The organism is Streptomyces specialis, from assembly GCF_001493375.1.
GTDB lineage: Bacteria > Actinomycetota > Actinomycetes > Streptomycetales > Streptomycetaceae > Streptomyces > Streptomyces specialis.
Window position 1 is genome coordinate 675,332 of record NZ_LN929897.1, and the last position, 19,334, is coordinate 694,665.

General features: G+C 72.8%; 15 protein-coding genes and 1 pseudogene. 8 read left to right on the top strand and 8 right to left on the bottom strand.

What is annotated here, in order from left to right; all coding sequences use genetic code 11:
- Positions 1-524: 524 nt before the first annotated feature.
- Complete coding sequence (locus BN2279_RS28205) at positions 525-2,153, bottom strand: recombinase family protein (protein ID WP_079032502.1); 1,629 nt, start codon at positions 2,151-2,153, stop codon at positions 525-527.
- A gap of 62 nt (positions 2,154-2,215) precedes the next feature.
- Here BN2279_RS28205 and BN2279_RS25705 point away from each other — a divergent pair.
- A pseudogene (locus tag BN2279_RS25705) lies at positions 2,216-3,655 on the top strand (ComEC/Rec2 family competence protein); the annotation flags it as partial.
- Here the strand turns inward: BN2279_RS25705 and BN2279_RS25710 are convergent.
- Together BN2279_RS25710 and BN2279_RS25715 are read right to left on the bottom strand one after the other, a co-directional pair.
- Positions 3,561-4,019, bottom strand: a complete 459-nt coding sequence (locus BN2279_RS25710) for a pyridoxamine 5'-phosphate oxidase family protein (protein ID WP_059013668.1) — start codon at positions 4,017-4,019, stop codon at positions 3,561-3,563. The pseudogene BN2279_RS25705 and the gene BN2279_RS25710 sit on opposite strands and share 95 nt — an antisense overlap.
- Positions 4,020-4,091: 72 nt before the next feature.
- Positions 4,092-4,349 (bottom strand): hypothetical protein, encoded by a 258-nt coding sequence (locus tag BN2279_RS25715; RefSeq protein ID WP_059013417.1) that lies wholly within the window; start codon positions 4,347-4,349, stop codon positions 4,092-4,094.
- 60 nt (positions 4,350-4,409) lie between these two features.
- On the opposite strand from BN2279_RS25715, the gene holA reads away from it, so the two are divergent.
- A complete protein-coding gene (holA, locus tag BN2279_RS25720) occupies positions 4,410-5,396 on the top strand; it encodes a DNA polymerase III subunit delta (protein ID WP_234348085.1) in 987 nt (328 codons plus the stop codon).
- Positions 5,397-5,438: 42 nt separating this feature from the next.
- On the opposite strand, the gene BN2279_RS25725 is transcribed toward holA, so the two are convergent.
- Both BN2279_RS25725 and rpsT read right to left on the bottom strand, forming a co-directional pair.
- Positions 5,439-6,269 carry a hypothetical protein gene (locus BN2279_RS25725; protein ID WP_159037337.1) on the bottom strand — a complete coding sequence of 277 codons (831 nt, stop codon included), beginning with the start codon at positions 6,267-6,269 and terminating at the stop codon, positions 5,439-5,441.
- Positions 6,270-6,499: 230 nt separating this feature from the next.
- Positions 6,500-6,766, bottom strand: a complete 267-nt coding sequence (gene rpsT, locus BN2279_RS25730) for a 30S ribosomal protein S20 (protein ID WP_059013420.1) — start codon at positions 6,764-6,766, stop codon at positions 6,500-6,502.
- A gap of 199 nt (positions 6,767-6,965) precedes the next feature.
- Between rpsT and lepA the strand changes: the two genes are divergently transcribed.
- Entirely contained in the window at positions 6,966-8,825 is a 1,860-nt protein-coding gene (gene lepA / locus BN2279_RS25735; RefSeq protein ID WP_059013421.1) for a translation elongation factor 4, read from the top strand.
- 98 nt (positions 8,826-8,923) lie between these two features.
- The gene (locus BN2279_RS25740; RefSeq protein ID WP_059013422.1) at positions 8,924-10,801 is read left to right on the top strand and encodes an AMP-dependent synthetase/ligase; all 1,878 of its coding nucleotides are present in this window, start codon (positions 8,924-8,926) and stop codon (positions 10,799-10,801) included.
- A 64-nt stretch (positions 10,802-10,865) separates the two neighbouring features.
- Here the strand turns inward: BN2279_RS25740 and hemW are convergent, their stop codons facing one another.
- The gene (hemW, locus tag BN2279_RS25745; RefSeq protein ID WP_059013423.1) at positions 10,866-12,098 is read right to left on the bottom strand and encodes a radical SAM family heme chaperone HemW; all 1,233 of its coding nucleotides are present in this window, start codon (positions 12,096-12,098) and stop codon (positions 10,866-10,868) included.
- Between the two features lie 101 nt (positions 12,099-12,199).
- Between hemW and BN2279_RS25750 the strand changes: the two genes are divergently transcribed.
- Positions 12,200-14,671 (top strand): SpoIIE family protein phosphatase, encoded by a 2,472-nt coding sequence (locus BN2279_RS25750; protein WP_059013424.1) that lies wholly within the window; start codon positions 12,200-12,202, stop codon positions 14,669-14,671.
- Here BN2279_RS25750 and BN2279_RS25755 read toward each other — a convergent pair.
- Together BN2279_RS25755 and BN2279_RS25760 are read right to left on the bottom strand one after the other, a co-directional pair.
- Entirely contained in the window at positions 14,668-15,516 is an 849-nt protein-coding gene (locus BN2279_RS25755; protein ID WP_059013425.1) for a DUF3097 domain-containing protein, read from the bottom strand. The genes BN2279_RS25750 and BN2279_RS25755 overlap by 4 nt on opposite strands.
- 32 nt (positions 15,517-15,548) lie before the next feature.
- Positions 15,549-16,271: an MBL fold metallo-hydrolase gene (locus tag BN2279_RS25760; protein WP_059013426.1), complete on the bottom strand. Its 723-nt coding sequence runs from the start codon at positions 16,269-16,271 to the stop codon at positions 15,549-15,551.
- A gap of 155 nt (positions 16,272-16,426) precedes the next feature.
- Between BN2279_RS25760 and hrcA the strand changes: the two genes are divergently transcribed.
- From hrcA to BN2279_RS25775, 3 genes are read left to right on the top strand one after another with little or no spacing between them, the layout of a single operon-like run.
- Positions 16,427-17,443, top strand: a complete 1,017-nt coding sequence (gene hrcA / locus BN2279_RS25765) for a heat-inducible transcriptional repressor HrcA (protein ID WP_059013427.1) — start codon at positions 16,427-16,429, stop codon at positions 17,441-17,443.
- Positions 17,444-18,580, top strand: a complete 1,137-nt coding sequence (dnaJ, locus tag BN2279_RS25770) for a molecular chaperone DnaJ (protein WP_059013428.1) — start codon at positions 17,444-17,446, stop codon at positions 18,578-18,580.
- A complete protein-coding gene (locus tag BN2279_RS25775; protein WP_059013429.1) occupies positions 18,581-19,333 on the top strand; it encodes a 16S rRNA (uracil(1498)-N(3))-methyltransferase in 753 nt (250 codons plus the stop codon).
- Position 19,334 lies beyond the last annotated feature (1 nt).

The window sequence follows — 19,334 nt, forward strand, 5'->3', positions numbered from 1 at the left end:
TGGCGCCGCCCGGGGGCACCTACCAAATTTGGTAGGTGCCATCCGCTGTCCCCCTGGTCAGGTGGTGCCCGCCCACCACCTGACATCGGAAGGGCGCCGCGCATGGCGACTCCCTTCCGGGAGCGGCCCTCTCCTGCGGCCGGTAGCTTGCCTCGGCGCGGGTAGCTACGACCACCTAACCAAACTGGTAGGTGCTCCCTGCCGTCGCGGGGTGCGCGGCGTCCCGCTCTCAGACGGACTGGAGAGCAGCGACTTCCCACTACGGCCCGGACGCGCGGCAGGGAGAGGGGGGTGACGGGGTGACGATTTTTCGATGAGCCCGGTTTACCTATAGAAAAATCTAAGAGATACCGGACTGAGCGAAAAATCGTCACCCCGTCACCCCCTTCCCGCTGAACCCTGCCGGGGTCCGGAGCCGTGCTCCGTCACTGCCCGCCGCAAGGCTTCAGCGCCCCTGTGAGGGCACAGAAGAGCCCCGGCAAGGACATGGGCCTTGCCGGGGCTTCCTCGGGGCCGCTGAGGGGCTATGCGGCCATCGCCATATCGTCCGGTGTCGTCTCTGCGTCCTCATCCATGGGCTCAGCCCATTCGATGGTGACCCGGGATTCCCCGTCGAACCTGGCTCCGCGCCCCGGAGCGCGCGCCACCGTGATTCCGTCGATCGCTACGGCCACAAGGTCACGACGCAGAACGTCATCAGCCGCTTCCCACGCTTCCCGCGCTCCGCCGTACAGTAGGAACGAGACATCCACGGCACCGCCCGACAGTTCGGCAAGCTGTTCTTCGGCAGCGGAAAGGCGTGCCTCCGCTTGGTTCTTCGCCGGCAGTCGGTACCTGGCCGAACGCCCCGCATAAAACCCCTCCCGATCGTCCGCGTGGAACTTGTCAAGCGACGCTTCAGCCGCCCGCACCGCCGCCACTGCCTCTCGGATCTCCTCCGTCTCCTCCGGCTTCGTCAGCGCCGCCCACCGCTGGGCAACAGCGATCATCAGCGGGTCGTCAGCCTTGGCATTGACCATGCGAGCAAGCCAGTGATCCACCACATATCTTTCCAGGGCTTCACGCGAGGCCGACGCGGGAGCTAGGCAAGTCCCGCCAGCATTGCGGAGGTGGCAGGAGTAGGACTTACCGAGGATGGCCATCGATTTCCCACATCCCGCGCAAGCAAGTTTTCCGGAGAGCAAGTACTTGACGCGTCCGGGGCGCGGAGTACGGTCAATGATCTGGTGTCCGCTGAGAACACGACGGGCCTTCTCAGCGATTTTTGCCGAGATCATCATCGGTATCGATTCGTCTGTCACACACCGGACGCGCTCGCCAGTGTCTTTCAAGTAGTGAACGGGCGCCTTGTGGGACTTACCCACCGAGGGGGAGACAGTCAGCCAACCCTCATAGACAGGGTGAATGACGATTGCCCGGACGGAATCAGCGCGCCACGTCTTGCCCGTGGCAGACTTCACGCCTTCCGCGTTGAGCTTTCGCGCTAGCGCGCGGGCGGAAGCACCTTTTGACATCTCCTCGAAGATGCGGCAGACCACGTCCCATGGGGAATAGTGCTCGCCTTTGATAGGGGTGGTTTCGGGGGATAGCTTCCGCGTCTTTTCGGCAACCAATCCAAACGGTGCACGCCCGAGCCAGCGTCCCTCGTTTCGCTGTCGAGTCTTGGTGTCGCAAATATTGTGCGACAGGCGTGCAGAGTACTCGCGTGCGTTTTCGGCGCGGTCAATAATCCAGCGCCTGTCACGCTCATTCATGGAGTCAAGGCGCTCATAGTCGAAGATCACGCGAGCCTTGCCGAGAATCGGCACAACTGCCTCAGCGCCCTTACGACTGAACCTGTCCAAGGCGTAGACCCATAGCGCGGGGACTTCGCCATTCAGCACCGCTGACATGGCGGCGTCGTACTTGGGGCGTTGTACGTCACTCCAAGCCGACAGGTTCTCTTTCCAAATCTTGCGGACGCGGTAACCCTCTTCGTCCGCCCAGCGGCGCCCGCGCTCTTCCTGGGCACGGAGCGAGAGAGCGTGTTCCCCTTCCCGAACAATCTTCGACTTGCGGAGCAACAGGTCGATCTCTGGCCTGTCGTCGGCTTGTGCGGCTGTCTCCATGAGCTTCTGGGAGCGCGCGGACTGCATGACTGTGCTGGTTGCCATGCTGGCCACCCCTTCTGACCAGCGGAAACGGTCCGCTAACCGGAAGGTCTCAGGGTGTTGGACCTACTCTGGCCCGTTCGTTCGGCTTCCTGCTCTCGGTGCTGGCGACCGGCGCGCTGCTGACCGTCGCGCCGGGCTGGAGCGCGGCGCTGCGGCGGCGCGGGGTGCCGGTGCGGCTCGCCGAGGGGCTGGCCGTGGCGGCGGCGGCCCATGTGGTCTGCGCGCCGGTCGTCACCGTCTTCGCGTCGAGCGTCAGCTTGGTGGCCGTCCCGTGCAACCTGCTGGCCGAGCCCGCCGTCGCGCCCGTGGTGGTGCTGGGCTGGCTGGCGTTGGCCGTCGCGCCGGTCTCGATGCCGGTGGCCACCGCGCTGGCGTGGGCGGCGAGCTGGCCCACGCGCTGGATCGCCGCCGTGGCCAGGGGCGGCGCCGGGCTGCCCGGGGCCGAGCTGGGCTGGCCCGGCGGGTGGCGGGGCGCGGCGCTGCTCCTCGCCGTGGCGCTGGGCGTGCTGGCGCTGGTCCGGCGCCTGCCGCGGCGCCCCTGGCTGTCGGCGCTGTGCGTGCTGCTGGTCCTGGTCGCGGTCCTGCGCCCGCCCCCGGTCACCCGGTTGCTCACCGGCTGGCCGCCGCCCGGCTGGCGGCTGGTCGTCTGCGACGTGGGGCAGGGCGACGCGCTGGTGCTGTCGGCGGGGGACGGGCAGGCGGTGGTGGTGGACGCCGGGCCGGAGCCGGAGCCGGTGGACCGCTGTCTGCGGGAGTTGGGCGTCCGGCGGGTGCCGCTGCTGGTGCTGACGCATTTTCACGCCGACCACGTGGCCGGGCTGCCGGGGGTGCTGGACGGCCGGGAGGTCGGCGCCATCCAGACGTCGACCGTGCGGGACGCCCCGGAGCAGGCGGAGTTCGTCGAACGGGTCGCGGCCGGGGCGGGCGTGCCGGTGCTGCCGGTCGTGCCGGGGGAGCGGGGCTCGCTCGGCGACGGGCTGAGCTGGGAGGTGCTGTGGCCGCCGCCGGACGCGGCGGCGGACGGGCTCGGGGCGAACGACGCGAGTGTCGTCCTGCTGGTCAGGGCCGGGGAGCTGACGCTGTTCCTGGCGGGTGACCTAGAGCCGCTCGCGCAGGAGCGGCTGCTGGCCGAGCGGCCGGGCCTGGCCGCGGTGGACGTGGTGAAGGTCGCCCACCACGGCTCGGCGGCGCAGCACCGGCCGCTGCTGGACCGGCTGCGGCCCCGGCTCGCGCTGGTCTCCGCCGGCGCCGACAACACCTACGGCCACCCGGCCCCGGCCACGCTGGCGGCCCTGGACGCGGTCGGCGCGGCGGTGCTCAGGACGGACACGCAGGGCGCGCTCGCGGTCACCTCCGCGCCGGAGGGGCCGCGAGGTCACGTCAGGGATGGCCGCCGCGCGGGCCGGGTCAGACCAGCCAGACGCCGTCCGCCATCAGGTGCCGGCCGGCCAGCTCGTCCTCCTCCCGCCAGGCGCGGACGGTCCGGGGCCGGAAGCGGATGAACGTCCAGGCCGGGCGGCTCCTGGTGTCGAAGCGCAGCTTGCCGACGAACGCCTCGCCCTCCGCCTCGGTGACCGCGTCGGGGGGGACCACCTCGGCGTCGGCCTCGATGACCACCACGTCACGGGTGTGGCCGAGGGAGACGACGGCCTTGCCGGTCGCCCAGGCGTTGACCGCGGTCGGATTGCTCGCCCGCGTGCTGACCAGCAGCGCCCCGCCGTGCCAGACGAACGACAGCGGCACCAGGCAGGGCACGCCGTCCCGGCTCGCCGTCGAGACCCACAGGTCCTCGTCCTCCGTGAGCCGTCTCAGCACGTCCCGTCTGCGCAGCGCGCCGTCCCGTGGGGATGTCTTCTCGGTCGTCATGACCAGCAAAGGTAGACCGCCCCCGCCGGCCGGGCATCGGGCGGATGGCCGAGATCGGGTGGGCCCCGGTGCCTAGTCGCTCTCCAGCCAGCCGTCGTACGCCGCGGCCAGTTCGGCCAGCTCCGCGAGCGCCGCCGGGGTGCGGTGGGCCGGGGTGGTGGGCTCCAGGACGATCAGCCACTGGGCGTCCTCCGCGTCGTCCTCGCCCGCGAGGGCTTCCCGGACCGGGCGGGGCTCCTCCGGGAGGCCGAGGCGTTCGGCCAGCTCGGCGGCCACCTCCTCGGCGGCGTCGCGGTCCGGCAGCACCAGGATGTGTCGCGTGTCCGTCACGCGCCCATTGTCGACGGCGGTCGGGGCCGGTTGTCACAGGGGCGTGGGATGCTGGGGCGCATGGCTGCCAGAACGACCAGCGCGGACGATCTCCTCGCCGCCGTCACCCTCGCCGTCGGCCAGGAGGATCTGCTGCTGGACCGTGCCGTGCGGGACGTGGTCGCCGCCGCCCGGGCCGCCGACGCCGACACCGATGTGCGGGATCTCGCCCCCGGCGAGCTCCAGCCCGGCACGCTGGCGGAGATCACCAGCCCGTCGCTGTTCGCCGAGCGGAAGGTCGTGGTGGTCCGGCAGGCGCAGGACCTGTCGGCGGACACGGTGAAGGAGATCAAGACCTATCTGGCGGCGCCCGTCGAGGACATCAGCCTCGTCCTGCTGCACGCGGGCGGCGCCAAGGGCAAGGGGCTGCTGGACGCGGCCCGCAAGGCGGGGGCCCGGGAGGTCGCCTGCCCGAAGATGACGAAGCCGGGCGACCGGCTGGGCTTCGTCCGCGCCGAGTTCCGCGCCGCCGGGCGCAGCGTCACCCCGGGCGCCTGCCAGGCGCTGGTCGACGCGATCGGCAGCGATCTGCGGGAGCTGGCCTCGGCCTGCGCGCAGCTCGCCGCCGATGTCGAGGGAGCCGTGGACGAGGCGGTCGTCGCGCGGTATTACACGGGCCGCGCCGAGGCGTCGAGCTTCACCGTCGCCGACCGCGCCGTCGAGGGCCGCGCCGCCGAGGCGCTGGAGGCGCTGCGCTGGGCGCTGGCCACCGGGGTCGCGCCGGTCCTCGTCACCAGCGCCCTGGCTCAGGGCGTGCGGGCGATCGGCAAGCTGGCCTCGGCGCCCGGCGGCATGCGCCAGGCCGATCTGGCGCGCGAGCTGGGCATGCCGCCGTGGAAGATCGACCGCGTCCGTCAGCAGATGCGCGGCTGGTCGGCCGACGGGGTGGCGGTCGCGCTGCGCGCCTGCGCCGACGCCGACGCGGCGGTCAAGGGCGGCGGCGACGACCCGGCGTACGCGCTGGAGAAGGCCGTGGTCGCCATCGCGGGGGCGGCGCGCTCCCGTTGAGCCTCCCGTCCCACCGGCCGCGTCCCCGGCCCGCGTGAGGGGTCAGTCCTCCCGGAGCGTGTCCAGGGTGGTCCGGGTGGCGGCGATCAGCGTGTCGGTGACGCCGGCCCGGCCGGTCACATCGGCGTAGGCGTCGCCGGTGACCAGCGAGTTCCACGTCAGGGTGTACTCCAGCCAGCCGTCGCGGACGGAGAGGGTGACCCAGCTCAGCGTGGAGTTGGTGGAGTCGGTCCCGTAGACGATGTACGCCTCCTCGCCCAGGTCCTCGACCGGCTCGATCTCGTACTCGTAGTACGAGTAGCCGGGGTCGTCGTTGTACTGGGTGTAGGACTCGGAGGTGGCGGCGAACTCCCCGGCCGGGTCGGTGCGCTTGTGCCACAGGAGGTCGTAGGAGACGTAGACCATCTCGAAGTCGCCGGTCGAGGCGCCGGCGGGCGTCAGGCCGAACTCGCAGTGCGCGGAGTCGAGATCGTCGTGCTGGAAGGAGCGGGACGACGGCTCCGCGTCCGGCGACGGGTCGTAGTCGTTCTCGAAGGCCGTCATGTCCGCCTCGGTGCACAGGTCCTCGGCGAACGCGTAGTCGAGGTCGGGACCGCCCGCGCCGCCCACGGTGCCCGTGGCCACCAGCGTGCCGCCCCAGACGGCCGAGGCCAGCACCGCCCCGGCGACTCCCCACAGCCAGCCGGGCCGCCCACCGCTGCCGCCGCTGGTCCCGCCACTCCCCGGCGGACCCGCCGTGGGGGGCATCAGCGGCCCGTAACCACCGCCCGGCCCCGGCGAGGCGCCGGTCCCGGCGCTGTAACCCGCGTACGCCGGCGGCCCGTACGGACCGTGCGGCGGGTAAGGATTCGACGGTCCCCCCGGTATCGACATGCGGGTAACGTACCGCGTTCGGCGAGAAGGCCCCAGACCGCCGGGGAAGGGCGGAATGGGGCCTTGCGACAGTCGCGCGCCTGATGACGGCACCGCGCCCGCGTGGCGAACGTCGGGATCGGCGCGGCGCCGGAGCACAACCCGGCCGGAGCGGAGAGAGGGGCCGCGGGAACCGGACCGGTCACGGGCGCGGCTCCTCCTGGAAGGACGGAGCGGCGCCCGGAAGGGGCTCAGCTCTGGAGGGCGTTGACCTGGGCGGCCAGCGAGGACTTCTTGTTGGCGGCGTTGTTCGCGTGCAGCACGCCCTTGCTCACGGCCTTGTCGAGCTTGCGGGCGGCGACACGGCGCGCGGCCTCGGCCGCCTCGTAGTCGCCGGACGCCGCCGCCGCGCGGGCCTGACGGACGGCCGTCTTGACCTCGGACTTGACGGCCTGGTTCCGCAGACGGGCCTTCTCGTTCGTCTTGATCCGCTTGATCTGGGACTTGATGTTCGCCACGAATGAGCCTTCTCAGGTTTTTTGGAGACTTGGGTTTTAAGACTTGGGGTGTTTCGGAGATGGGGGTGCCCTGACAGGGCACAGTGGGCCAGCGTACCAGCGGCCCCCGCCCGGCTCCCAATCCGGAGGAGGGCCGCCCGCATGGGACCATGGGAGCGACCAAGCGACCCGCAGCCATGACCCGACAGGAACCCCCCGCGTGCCCGCGATCCCCTCGAACGCGCCGGAGCCCAGCCGCACCGACCCGGCTCTCCTCCGCAACTTCTGCATCATCGCGCACATCGACCACGGCAAGTCGACGCTCGCCGACCGGATGCTCCAGCTCACCGGCGTGGTCGAGCAGCGCCAGATGCGCGCCCAGTATCTCGACCGCATGGACATCGAGCGTGAGCGGGGCATCACCATCAAGTCCCAGGCCGTCCGCATGCCGTGGGAGGCCGGGGGCACGGCGCACGTGCTGAACATGATCGACACCCCCGGGCACGTCGACTTCACCTACGAGGTCTCCCGCTCGCTCGCCGCCTGCGAGGGCTGTGTCCTGCTGGTCGACGCGGCCCAGGGCATCGAGGCCCAGACCCTCGCCAACCTCTACCTGGCGATGGAGAACGACCTCACGATCATCCCGGTCCTCAACAAGATCGACCTGCCGGCCGCCCAGCCCGACAAGTTCGCCGCCGAGCTGGCGCACCTCATCGGCTGCGACCCCGGCGACGTGCTGCGCGTGTCCGCCAAGACCGGCGAGGGCGTGGCCGAGCTGCTGGACGAGGTGGTCCGCCAGGTCCCGGCCCCGGTCGGTGACGCGGACGCGCCCGCCCGCGCGATGATCTTCGACTCGGTGTACGACGCGTACCGCGGCGTCGTGACGTACGTGAAGGTGGTCGACGGCAGGCTCGGCAAGCGTGAGCGCATCCAGATGATGTCCACCGGCGCCACCCACGAGCTGCTGGAGATCGGCGTCAGCTCGCCGGAGATGACGCCGGCCGACGGGCTGGCCGTCGGCGAGGTGGGGTATCTGATCACCGGCGTGAAGGACGTGCGGCAGTCCAAGGTCGGCGACACGATCACCCGGCAGCGCAACGGGGCGACCGTGCCGCTCGGCGGCTACAAGGACCCCAAGCCGATGGTGTTCTCCGGGCTGTACCCGATCGACGGCTCCGAGTACCCGGCGCTGCGCGACGCGCTGGAGAAGCTCCAGCTCAACGACGCCGCCCTGGTCTACGAGCCGGAGACCTCCGCCGCGCTCGGCTTCGGCTTCCGGGTCGGCTTCCTCGGCCTGCTCCACCTGGAGGTGATCCGCGAGCGGCTGGAGCGCGAGTTCAACCTCGACCTGATCGCCACCGCGCCCAACGTGGTCTACGGAGTGACCATGGAGGACGGCTCCGAGCACACGGTCACCAACCCCAGCGAGTACCCCGACGGCAAGATCGCCGAGGTCCGCGAGCCGGTGGTGCGCGCCACGCTCATCTCCCCCAGCGAGTTCATCGGCGCCATCATGGAGCTGTGCCAGACCCGGCGCGGCTCTCTCCAGGGCATGGACTACCTGTCCGAGGAGCGCGTCGAGCTGCGGTACACGCTGCCGCTGGCGGAGATCGTCTTCGACTTCTTCGACGCGCTGAAGTCCAAGACCCGCGGCTACGCCTCGCTCGACTACGAGCCGACCGGCGAGCAGGCCGCCGCGCTCGTCAAGGTGGACATCCTGCTGCACGGCGACAAAGTGGACGCGTTCTCGGCGATCGTGCACAAGGACAAGGCGTACGCGTACGGCGTGCGGATGGCCTCCAAGCTGCGCGAGCTGATCCCGCGGCAGCAGTTCGAGGTGCCCATCCAGGCCGCGATCGGCTCCCGGGTGATCGCCCGCGAGACCGTGCGCGCGATGCGCAAGGACGTCCTCTCCAAGTGCTACGGCGGTGACATCTCGCGGAAGCGGAAGCTGCTGGAGAAGCAGAAGGAGGGCAAGAAGCGCATGAAGATGGTCGGCCGGGTCGAGGTCCCGCAGGAGGCGTTCATCGCCGCCCTGTCCTCCGACAGCGACGCGAGTGACGCGAAGAACAAGAAATAGTCACCCCCTTACAAAGGGACGCCGCCGCCTTTACCCTGAACGCCACGCGATGGTTACTCGTGAGTTACCCCGTTGCAGCGCGGCACCCGGAGGAAGTCGTGACCGAGAAGCAGTATTCGATCCACAACCGGCCGCCGTCCGTGGCGCATCTCTTCCTGGAACGGGTCGAGACCACACCGGACCGGACGGCGTTCCGGTACCCGGTGCCGTCCGAGGAGGGCGGGCCCGACGAGTGGCGGTCGTACTCCTGGGGCGAGGCGGCCGAGCGGGTCTTCGCCCTCGCCGCCGGGCTGATGGACCTCGGGGTCCGTCCCGAGGACCGGGTCGCCATCGCGTCGGCCACCCGCGTGGACTGGGTGCTGGCCGACCTGGGTGTCATGTGCGCGGGGGCGGCCACGACGACCGTCTACCCGCAGACGAACGAGGACGAGACCGCGTTCATCCTGGCCGACTCCGGCTCCGGGGTGCTGATCGCCGAGGACGCGGCCCAGCTCGCCAAGGCCCGCGCGCGGCGCGACCAGCTTCCCGGGCTGCGGCACGTCGTGGTCATCGACCCCGCCGACGCGGTGCCCGCCGAGGGCGACCCGGAGGGCTGGGTCCTCTCCCTGACCGAGCTGGCCGAGCGCGGCGCCGCCTACCTGGAGAAGAAGCCGGACTGCGTCAGGGACACCGTGGCCGCGCTGCGCGGCGACGCGCTGGCGACGCTCATCTACACCTCCGGCACCACCGGGCGCCCCAAGGGCGTGCGGCTGAGCCAGGACACCTGGTCGTACATGGGCCTGGCCGTGCGGGAGATCGGCCTGGTGGAGGAGGACGACGACCAGTACCTCTGGCTGCCGCTGGCCCACGTCTTCGGCAAGATGCTGCTCTCGGCCCACATCGTGGTCGGGCATGTGATGTCCGTGGACGGCCGGGTCGACAAGATCATCGAGAACCTGCCCGTGGTGCGGCCGACCTCGATGTGCGCGGTGCCGCGCATATTCGAGCGCGTCTACAACGGGGTCGCGTCGAAGGCCAAGGCGGCGGGCGGCGCCAAGTTCAAGATCTTCTCGTGGGCGGCGGAGGTCGCCCGTGAGTACGCGAAGGTCTCCCAGGAGAACTTCCGGCGCACCGGCAAGGAGGCGGTGCCCGCGCGGCTGGCGGCCAAGCACGCCATCGCGGACCGGCTGGTGTACCGGAAGCTGCGGGCCGCCTTCGGCGGCCGGCTCCGCGGCTGCGTCTCCGGCTCGGCGGCGCTCGCCCCCGACATCGCGTACTTCTTCTGCGGCGCGGGCATCCCGATCCTGGAGGGCTACGGCCTGACCGAGTCCGCCGCCGCCAGCGCCGTCAACCCGTGGCAGGGCTACCGCACCGGCACGATAGGCAAGCCGCTGCCGGGCAACGAGGTGCGGATCGCGGAGGACGGCGAGATCCTGATGCGCGGTCCCGGGATCATGCAGGGCTACCACGGGCTGCCGGAGAAGACGGCGGAGGTGCTGGAGCCGGACGGCTGGTTCCACACCGGCGACATCGGCGAGATGACCGACGACGGGTACCTGCGGATCACCGACCGGAAGAAGGACCTGTTCAAGACGGACGGCGGCAAGTACGTGGCGCCGACCGAGATCGAGGGCCGCTTCAAGGCGGTGTGTCCGTACGTGTCGTCCATGGTCGTCATCGGCTCGGGCCGCAAGTTCTGCTCGGCGCTGATCGCGCTGGACAGCCAGGCGATCCTGGCCTGGGCGGCGGAGAACGGCGTCGAGGGCACGTACGCCGAGGTCGTCGCGGACGACAGGACCCGGCAGCTCGTCCAGGGGTACGTGGACGAGCTGAACTCGGGCCTCCAGCGGTGGCAGACGGTGAAGCAGTTCCAGCTCCTGCCGCGTGAGCTGGACGTCGAGCACGGCGACCTGACGCCGAGCCTGAAGCTGAAGCGGCCGGTGGTGGAGCGGGAGTTCGGCCACCTGATCGAGGAGATGTACAAGCCGCTGGTGTGAGCCGCCCGGCCGACGCCTTCCGCGCCCGCCCCCGCCCGTTTCCCGGGCGCGGGCGGGCGCGGTGTCAGTCGACCAGGTCGCGGGTGAGCGCGTCGGCCAGCAGGCGGCCGTCGAGGGTCAGGGCGGCGCGGCCGGCCGCGAAGGGCTCCGGGCGCAGCAGGCCCTCCGCCAGGGCGCGGCGGGCCGCCGCCAGGCCCGCCGGGCGCAGCAGGGACAGCGCGCAGCCCTCCGCCAGCCGCAGCTCCAGCAGGATCCGTTCCACCCGGCGGTCCTCCTCGGACAGCAGCTCGCGGCCCGCGCCGGGGGAGCGGCCCCCGGCGAGGGCCTGCGCGTAGGCGCCGGGATGCTTGGCGTTCCACCACCGCACGCCGCCGACGTGGCTGTGCGCCCCCGGGCCCGCGCCCCACCAGTCGGCGCCCGTCCAGTACAGCTCGTTGTGGCGGCAGCGGGCGGCGCGGGACGTGGCCCAGTTGGACACCTCGTACCAGGCGAAGCCCGCCGCCGACAGGGCCTCCTCGGCGATCAGGTAACGGTCGGCGTGCGTGTCGTCGTCGGGCGCGGCGACCTCGCCGCGCCGCACGCGGCCCGCGAGCCGGGTGCCCTCCTCCACGATCAGCGAGTACGCCGAGACGTGGTCGGGCCCGGCGCCGATCGCCGCGTCCAGCGTGGCCCGCCAGTCGTCGTCGCTCTCGCCGGGCGTGCCGTAGATCAGGTCCAGGTTGACGTGCGCGAAGCCCGCGTCCCGTGCCTCGGCGACGCAGCGCTCCGGACGGCCCGGGGTGTGGGTCCGCTCCAGCACGGCCAGCACGTGGCGCCTGGCGCTCTGCATGCCGAACGAGACCCGGGTGAAGCCCGCCTCGCGCAGGGCGGCCAGGGACGCCGGGTCCACCGAGTCGGGGTTCGCCTCGGTCGTCACCTCGGCGTCCGGCGCGAGGCCGAACTCCTGCCGCACCGCGTCCAGCATCCGCGCCAGGTCGGCGGGCGGCAGCAGCGTGGGCGTGCCGCCGCCGACGAAGACGGTGGCGACCCGGCGCGGGTCGTCCCCCAGCACCTTGCGGGCCAGCCGGATCTCCTCGGCCACCGTCTCCGCGTAGTTCTCCCGCGAGGCCAGGGCGCCCCCGGAGCCGCGCAGCTCGCCCGCCGTGTAGGTGTTGAAGTCGCAGTACCCGCAGCGGGTCGCGCAGTACGGCACGTGCAGGTAGAACGCGAGCGGCCGGGAGGCGGCCCCGGCCAGGGCGGACGCGGGCAGCGCGCCGTCCTCGGGAACGGGTTCGCCGGCGGGGAGCGTGGAGGGCATGCCTCCCATTGTCCGGTGCCCGGGAGGTGGCCGCCGCCGGGTAGCGCGCCCCCCGGATACGGGTAATTTGGTCACAAAAGGTGACATCCGGAGGGTGCACGGTGGCGATCTTCGACGCTCGCTCCGAGTCGGTGAACGGCGCCGCGCTGCTGCTCGACGCGCGCGGCGCCGTCGCGAGCTGGACGCGGGAGGCCGGGGAGCTGCTCGGCTACGCCTCCGACGAGGTGCTGGGCCGGGAGGCGGCGTTCCTCCTGACGCCCGAGGACGCCGGACGCCTCCCCGCCCTGGTCGAACGCTGCCTCGCCGAGCGGGGCTGGACCGGGATGCTGTCGGGCCGGCACCGGGACGGGCACACGGTGACGGTCGGGGCGCGCGTCTCGCCGCTCACCGGGCGCGACGGCGACGGCGGCGGGCGGTGGCTGGTCCTCGCCGTGGACCTGGCCGCCGCCCCGCATCAGGAGCCGACGCGGCGGGTGCTGGACCGGGTGTTCGCCAGGTCGCCGGTCGGCGTCGGCGTCGTGGACCGGGACCTGCGGTACGTCTGGGCCAACGACGCCCTCGCCGCGCTGGAGGAGGTGCCGGTCAAGCGGCGCCTGGGACGGCGGCCGGGGGAGACCCTGCCGGGCCTGGGGTCCCAGGTGGTGGAGGAGAAGCTGACCGAGGTGCTGCGGACCGGCGAGGCCGTGCGCGACTACGAGCACGTGCTGCGGTCCCGCACCGAGCCGGGCCGCGAACACGTCCACGCGCTGGCCGCCGTGCGGATGGAGGACGAGTCCGGCGAGCCGCTGGGCGTCCTCTACACGCTCACCGACGTCACCGAGCGCTACCGCTCCCGCCACCGGCTGGCCCTGCTCGACCGGGCCGGCGACTTCATCGGCCGGTCCCTGGACGTCGCCAGGACCGGGCAGGACCTCGCCGACATCGCCGTGCCCGACCTCGCCGACTTCGTCGCCGTCGACCTGCTGGAGCCCGTGCTCAGGGGCGGCGAACCGGCGTCGGCCGCCGCGTCCGCGCCCGTCACCGGGCCGGACGGCCGGGCCGCCGGGCCCGTTCCCTTCCGCCGCGCCGGTCATCAGTCGGGGCGCGACGGCGTGCCGGAGGCCGTGGTCGGCATCGGCGACGAGGCCCGCTACCACAGGTGGTCGCCGCCCGCCCGGACCCTGGTCAGCGGCAGGTCGTGGGGGAGGGAGCGGCTGGACCCCGGCGCCCACGAGTGGGCCGCCGGCATCCCCGGCGGTCGCGCGGCGCGGTTCGCCGAACTGGGCCTGCACACCGCGATGATCCTCCCCATCCGGGCCGGGGGCGTCACCCTGGGCATCACGTCCTTCTTCCGCCACCGCCGGAAGGAGCCGTTCACGGAGGCGGACCTGCGGCTCGCCGAGGAGTTCGTCGCGCGGGCGGCCGTCTGCATCGACAACGCCCGCCGCTACACCCGGGAGCGCGACGCCGCCCTCGCCCTCCAGCGCACCCTGCTGCCGCACAGCGTCCCCGGCCTGAACGCGGTGGACATCGGTTCCCGCTACCGGCCGGCCGACGAGCTGTCGGGGGTGGGCGGCGATTGGTTCGACGTGCTGCCGCTCTCCGGCGCCAGGACCGCGCTGGTCGTCGGCGAGGTCGTCGGCCACGGCATCCACGCCGCCGCGATCATGGGCCGGCTGCGCACCGCCGTCCAGACCCTGGCCGGCCAGGACCTGGAGCCCGAGGAACTCCTCGGCCACCTCGACGACCTCGTCTGCCGCATCGCGGAGGAGCACAGCGCCGCGCCCCCGGACGCCGACGCCGGGGTCGTCGGCACCACCTGCCTGTACGCCGTCTACGACCCCGTCTCCCGCCGCTGCGCGATGGCCAGCGCGGGCCATCCGCCGCCCGCGCTCATCGGCCCGGGCGCGGACGTGGAGTTCCTCCAGGTGCCGGCCGGGCCCGCGCTCGGGGTCGACGGCCCGCCGTTCCGGTCGACCGAGGTGACCCTGGAGGAGGGCAGCGTGCTCGCCCTCTACACCGACGGCCTGTGCGGGGGCGAGCACGGCGACCACGGGGACGGAACGGGCGACGGCGGCGGCCTGGAGCGGCTGCGGGCCGCGCTGCGCGCCCCCGGGCTGGCGCTGGACGGCCTGGCCAGGGACGTCGTGGACCGGCTGGTGCCCGCCCGGCCCTCGGACGACGCGGCGCTGCTGCTCGTCAGGACGCACGGCCTGGGCCCGGGGCGGGTCGCCACCTGGGAGGTGGACGCCGAACCGGCCGCCGTGGCGCGGGCCAGGGAGTCGGCGTCGGGGCAGCTCGCCGACTGGGGCCTCGGCGACCTCGCGTCCACCACCGAGCTGGTCGTCAGCGAGCTGGTCACCAACGCGATCCGGCACGCCTCGGGACGGGTCAGGCTGCGGCTGATCCGGGAGCACGTCCTGACCTGCGAGGTGTCCGACAGGAGCAGCACCTCCCCGCACCTGCGCCACGCCCGCGCCACGGACGAGGGCGGCCGTGGCCTGTTCCTGGTGTCCCGGTTCACCCACCGCTGGGGCACGCGCTACTCCGGCGAGGGCAAGACGATCTGGGCCGAGCAGCTCGTGCCCCGCTAGGCGACCGGGCCCGCCGGGCCGCCGACCGTGACGTGGTCGATGAGGTGCTCGACCGGGCCCAGCAGCCCCGGGTCCAGGTCGCGGAAGTCGCGCACCGCGCCGAGGACGCGCTGCCAGGCCGCGCCGGTGTGCTCCGGCCACCCCAGCGCCCGGCACACGCCCGTCTTCCAGTCCTGGCCGCGCGGCACGTCCGGCCAGCGCGGGATGCCGACCGACGACGGCTTCACCGCCGCCCAGATGTCGATGAACGGATGGCCGACGACCAGCACGTGCGGATCGCTGATCTCCGCCGCGATCCGCGACTCCTTCGACCCCGGCACCAGATGGTCCACCAGCACCCCGAGCCTGGCGTCGGCCGAGGGCCCGAAGTCGCGGACCACGGCCGGCAGGTCGTCGACCCCCTCCAGGTACTCCACCACCACGCCCTCCACCCGCAGGTCGTCGCCCCACACCTTCTCGACCAGCTCCGCGTCGTGCCGGCCCTCGACGTAGATGCGTCCGGCGCGCGCGACCCGGGCGCGGGCGCCGGGGACGGCGAGGGAACCCGAGGCGGTGCGGGCCGGGCCGGACGCCGGCCGGGCCCCGGCGGCGGGCTGGACCAGCGTCACGACCCGACCGTCCAGCAGGAAGCCGCGCGGCTGGAGGGGGAAGACGCGGTGCGCGCCGAACCGGTCCTCCAGCGTCACGGTCGGGCCCTGCGCCGTCTTCTCGCAGCGAATCACCGCCCCGCAGAAGCCGGTGCCCGCCTCCTCCACGACCAGGCCCGGATCGGCGGCGACCTCGGGCGCGGGCTGGGGCCGCTTCCACGGCGGCGTCAGATCAGGTCCGTACTGTCTGCTGCGCATGGCCTCATTCGATCACGCCGGACCGCGTCCGCTCAGGGGGCGGCGCCGAAGCGCCGGGCCAGCGCCTCCCGTTGGGCCACCACGAACGCCGCGTCGACCACCGCGCCGTGCCCCGGCACGTACCGCGCGTCCGGTCCGCCGAGGGCCAGCAGGCGGTCCAGCGCGGCCGGCCAGCGGGCCGGGTCCGCGTCCGGGCCGGCCTGCGGCTCACCGGACTCCTCGACCAGATCGCCGCAGAACACCACCGGCGGTGCCCCGCCGTCGCCGGGCACCAGCACGGCGAGGTCGTGCGGGGAGTGCGCGGCGCCGAAGTCCGCCAGCACGGCCCCCCGGCCCGCGCCCGGCCCGAGGGCGAGCCGCCCGTCCACCTCGTGCCAGTCGCGGGTCAGCGCGGCGGCGTCGGCCGCCGCCGCCCGCTCGTCGGCGCCGTACCGGGCCGCGTCGGCCGCCAGCGCCTCCCGGCCGCCGTCCGCGAGGAACGCGCCCAGACCGGCCGCCCCGTACGCCTCGGCCCCGGGGAACGCCGCCAGACCGAGGATGTGGTCGAAGTGCGGATGCGTGATCGCCACGCGTGTGACCGGCGCCCCGAGCAGGGCGCCCAGCCGCGCGGCGAGGCCCTCGGCGACGGCCCGGGAGGGGCCCGCGTCGATCAGCAGCACCCCGTCCGGACCGGCGACCGCGCCCACCGTCTCGTCCCAGCCCGGCAGCCGGACGCGGAGGACACCCGGTGCGACCTCTTCCCAACTGGTCTCCATGCTGCGACGTTAGCGGTCCGGGATCAGCTTCTCCCGGGACGCTCAGTTCCCTGCCCGTGCTACCCGGCCGTACACTGGAGCAGGGTTGGCACTCGGAGCAGCGGAGTGCCAGGGCGGCGGTGGAGATTCGAACGGCCGGACGGGAGGTGTGCGGCATGCTCAGTGAGCGCAGGCTCGAGGTGTTGCGAGCCATCGTCCAGGACTATGTGGGCACCGAGGAGCCGGTGGGCTCCAAGGCCCTGACCGAGCGGCACAACCTCCAGGTCTCCCCGGCCACCGTGCGCAACGACATGGCGGCGCTGGAGGAGGAGGGGTACATCGCCCAGCCCCACACCAGCGCGGGCCGCGTGCCCACCGACAAGGGGTACCGGCTGTTCGTCGACAAGCTCGCCGACGTCAAGCCGCTGACCGCCCCCGAGCGCCGCGCCATCCAGAACTTCCTGGACGGCGCCGTGGACCTCGACGACGTCGTGGGCCGCACGGTCCGGCTGCTCGCCCAGCTCACGCGGCAGGTCGCCGTCGTGCAGTATCCCTCGCTCAGCCGTTCCACGGTGCGGCACGTCGAGTTGCTCTCGCTGGCCCCGGCCCGGCTGATGCTGGTGCTGATCACGGACACCGGCCGGGTCGAGCAGCGCATGATCGACTGCCCCGCGCCGTTCGGCGAGACCTCCCTCGCGGACCTGCGGGCCCGGCTGAACGCCCGGATCGCGGGCGAGCGGTTCCCCGAGGTGCCGCGCCTGGTGGCCGATCTGCCCGATTCGTTCGACGCCGACGAGCGGGGGACGGTCTCGACGGTGCTGTCCACCTTGCTGGAGACTCTGGTGGAGGAGACCGAGGAGCGGCTGATGATCGGCGGGACCGCCAATCTGACCCGCTTCGCACAGGATTTCCCGTTGACGATCCGGCCGGTGCTGGAGGCTCTGGAGGAGCAGGTCGTTCTCCTGCGACTGCTCGGGGAGGCGAAGGACTCGGGTATGACCGTCCGCATCGGGCATGAGAACGCTCACGAGGGCCTGACGTCCACATCGGTCGTCTCGGTCGGTTACGGTTCTGGCGACGAGGCGGTCGCGAAGCTCGGCGTGGTCGGACCGACCCGCATGGACTACCCCGGAACGATGGGAGCGGTGCGCGCAGTGGCACGTTACGTCGGACAGATCCTCGCGGAGAACTAAGTGGCGGGCGACTACTACGCGATTCTCGGTGTGCAGCGGGACGCCTCCCAGGAAGAGATCAAGAAGGCGTTCCGCAGGCTGGCGCGTGAGCTGCACCCGGACGTGAACCCGGACCCGAAGACGCAGGAGCGGTTCAAGGAGATCAACACCGCGTACGAGGTGCTCTCCGATCCGCAGAAGAAGCAGATGTACGACCTGGGGGGCGATCCGCTGGGCAGCGGCGCCTCGGCCGGCCCTGGCGCGGGCTTCGGCGGCGGCTTCGGGAACTTCTCGGACATCATGGACGCCTTCTTCGGTACCGCCTCGCAGCGCGGCCCGAAGTCGCGCACACGGCGCGGCCAGGACGCCATGATCCGCCTGGAGATCGACCTCAACGAGGCGGCCTTCGGCACCACCAAGGAGATCCAGGTCGACACGGCCACCGTCTGCGCCACGTGCAGCGGCGAGGGCGCGGCGCCGGGGACCTCGGCGCAGACGTGCGACATGTGCCGGGGGCGCGGCGAGATCTCGCAGGTCACGCGCTCGTTCCTGGGCCAGGTCATGACGTCGCGGCCCTGCCCGCAGTGCCAGGGCTTCGGCACGGTCGTGCCCACGCCGTGCCCCGAGTGCGCGGGCGACGGCCGGGTCCGTTCCCGGCGCACGCTGACGGTGAAGATCCCGGCCGGTGTGGACAACGGGACGCGTATCCAGCTCGCGGGCGAGGGCGAGGTCGGCCCGGGCGGCGGCCCCGCCGGCGACCTGTACGTGGAGATCCGCGAGAAGCCGCACGCCGTTTTCCAGCGCCGTGGCGACGACCTGCACTGCACCGTCACCATCCCCATGACGGCCGCCGCGCTGGGCACCAAGGTGCCGCTGGAGACGCTCGACGGCATGGAGGAGGTCGACATCAGGCCCGGCACGCAGTCCGGCCAGTCGATCCCCCTGCACGCCCGGGGCATCACGCACCTGCGCGGCAACGGGCGGGGCGATCTGGTGGTGCACGTGGAGGTGCAGACGCCTTCCAAGCTGGACCCCGAGCAGGAGGAGCTGCTGCGCCGGCTGGCCAAGCTGCGCGGTGAGGAGCGGCCGTTGGGCCAGTTCCAGCCCGGGCAGCAGGGTCTGTTCTCGCGCCTGAAGGACGCGTTCAACGGCCGGTAGATGAGCACCGCGCCTGTTTTCCTGGCCGGGCCCGGCGTGCTGGACGCGGCCGTTCCCGGGGGCACGCTCGTGCTCGACGGCCCCGAGGGGCGGCACGCGGTCGCCGTCCGCCGCCTGCGGGCGGGCGAGGCGGTCGGGCTGACCGACGGCGAGGGCGCCGGCGCGTCCGGCACGGTGGCGGCGGTCGAGGACCGCGACCGGCTGGGGGTGACGGTGACCGGGGTGCGGCGCGAGCCGCCGCCCCGGCCCGCGCTCACGGTGATCCAGGCGCTGCCCAAGGGCGACCGGGGCGAGCTGGCCGTGGAGACCATGACCGAGACGGGTGTGGACACCGTGGTGCCGTGGGCCGCCGAGCGCTGCGTGACGCGGTGGAAGGGCGAGCGGGGCGAGAAGGCGCTGGGCAAGTGGCGGGCGACGGCCCGGGAGGCGGCGAAGCAGTCCCGCCGTCTGCGCGTCCCGCGCGTGACGGACCTGATGACGACGCGGCAGGTGGCGCGGCTCCTGGCGGACGCCGCCTTCGCCGGGGTGCTGCACGAGTCGGGCACCCGGCCCCTGTCCACGGTCCCGCTGCCCGGGGACGGCGAGATCGTCCTGGTGGTCGGCCCGGAAGGCGGCGTCTCCCCGGAGGAGCTGGCCGCCTTCGCCGATGCCGGCGCCGCGCCGTACCGCCTGGGGCCGACCGTGCTGCGCACCTCGACGGCGGGCACCGCCGCGACCGCCCTGCTGCTGGGCCGGACAGGCCGCTGGGACTGAG

Bases quoted from the DNA above. Each gene is read 5' to 3' on its own strand.
- BN2279_RS25710 (WP_059013668.1), bottom strand. From the start codon at position 4,019: ATGACGACCGAGAAGACATCCCCACGGGACGGCGCGCTGCGCAGACGG.
- hrcA (WP_059013427.1), top strand. From the start codon at position 16,427: ATGCTCAGTGAGCGCAGGCTCGAGGTGTTGCGAGCCATCGTCCAGGAC.
- BN2279_RS28205 (WP_079032502.1), bottom strand. From the start codon at position 2,153: ATGGCAACCAGCACAGTCATGCAGTCCGCGCGCTCCCAGAAGCTCATG.
- hemW (WP_059013423.1), bottom strand. From the start codon at position 12,098: ATGCCCTCCACGCTCCCCGCCGGCGAACCCGTTCCCGAGGACGGCGCG.
- BN2279_RS25775 (WP_059013429.1), top strand. From the start codon at position 18,581: ATGAGCACCGCGCCTGTTTTCCTGGCCGGGCCCGGCGTGCTGGACGCG.
- BN2279_RS25755 (WP_059013425.1), bottom strand. From the start codon at position 15,516: ATGCGCAGCAGACAGTACGGACCTGATCTGACGCCGCCGTGGAAGCGG.
- holA (WP_234348085.1), top strand. From the start codon at position 4,410: ATGGCTGCCAGAACGACCAGCGCGGACGATCTCCTCGCCGCCGTCACC.
- BN2279_RS25725 (WP_159037337.1), bottom strand. From the start codon at position 6,269: ATGTCGATACCGGGGGGACCGTCGAATCCTTACCCGCCGCACGGTCCG.
- BN2279_RS25760 (WP_059013426.1), bottom strand. From the start codon at position 16,271: ATGGAGACCAGTTGGGAAGAGGTCGCACCGGGTGTCCTCCGCGTCCGG.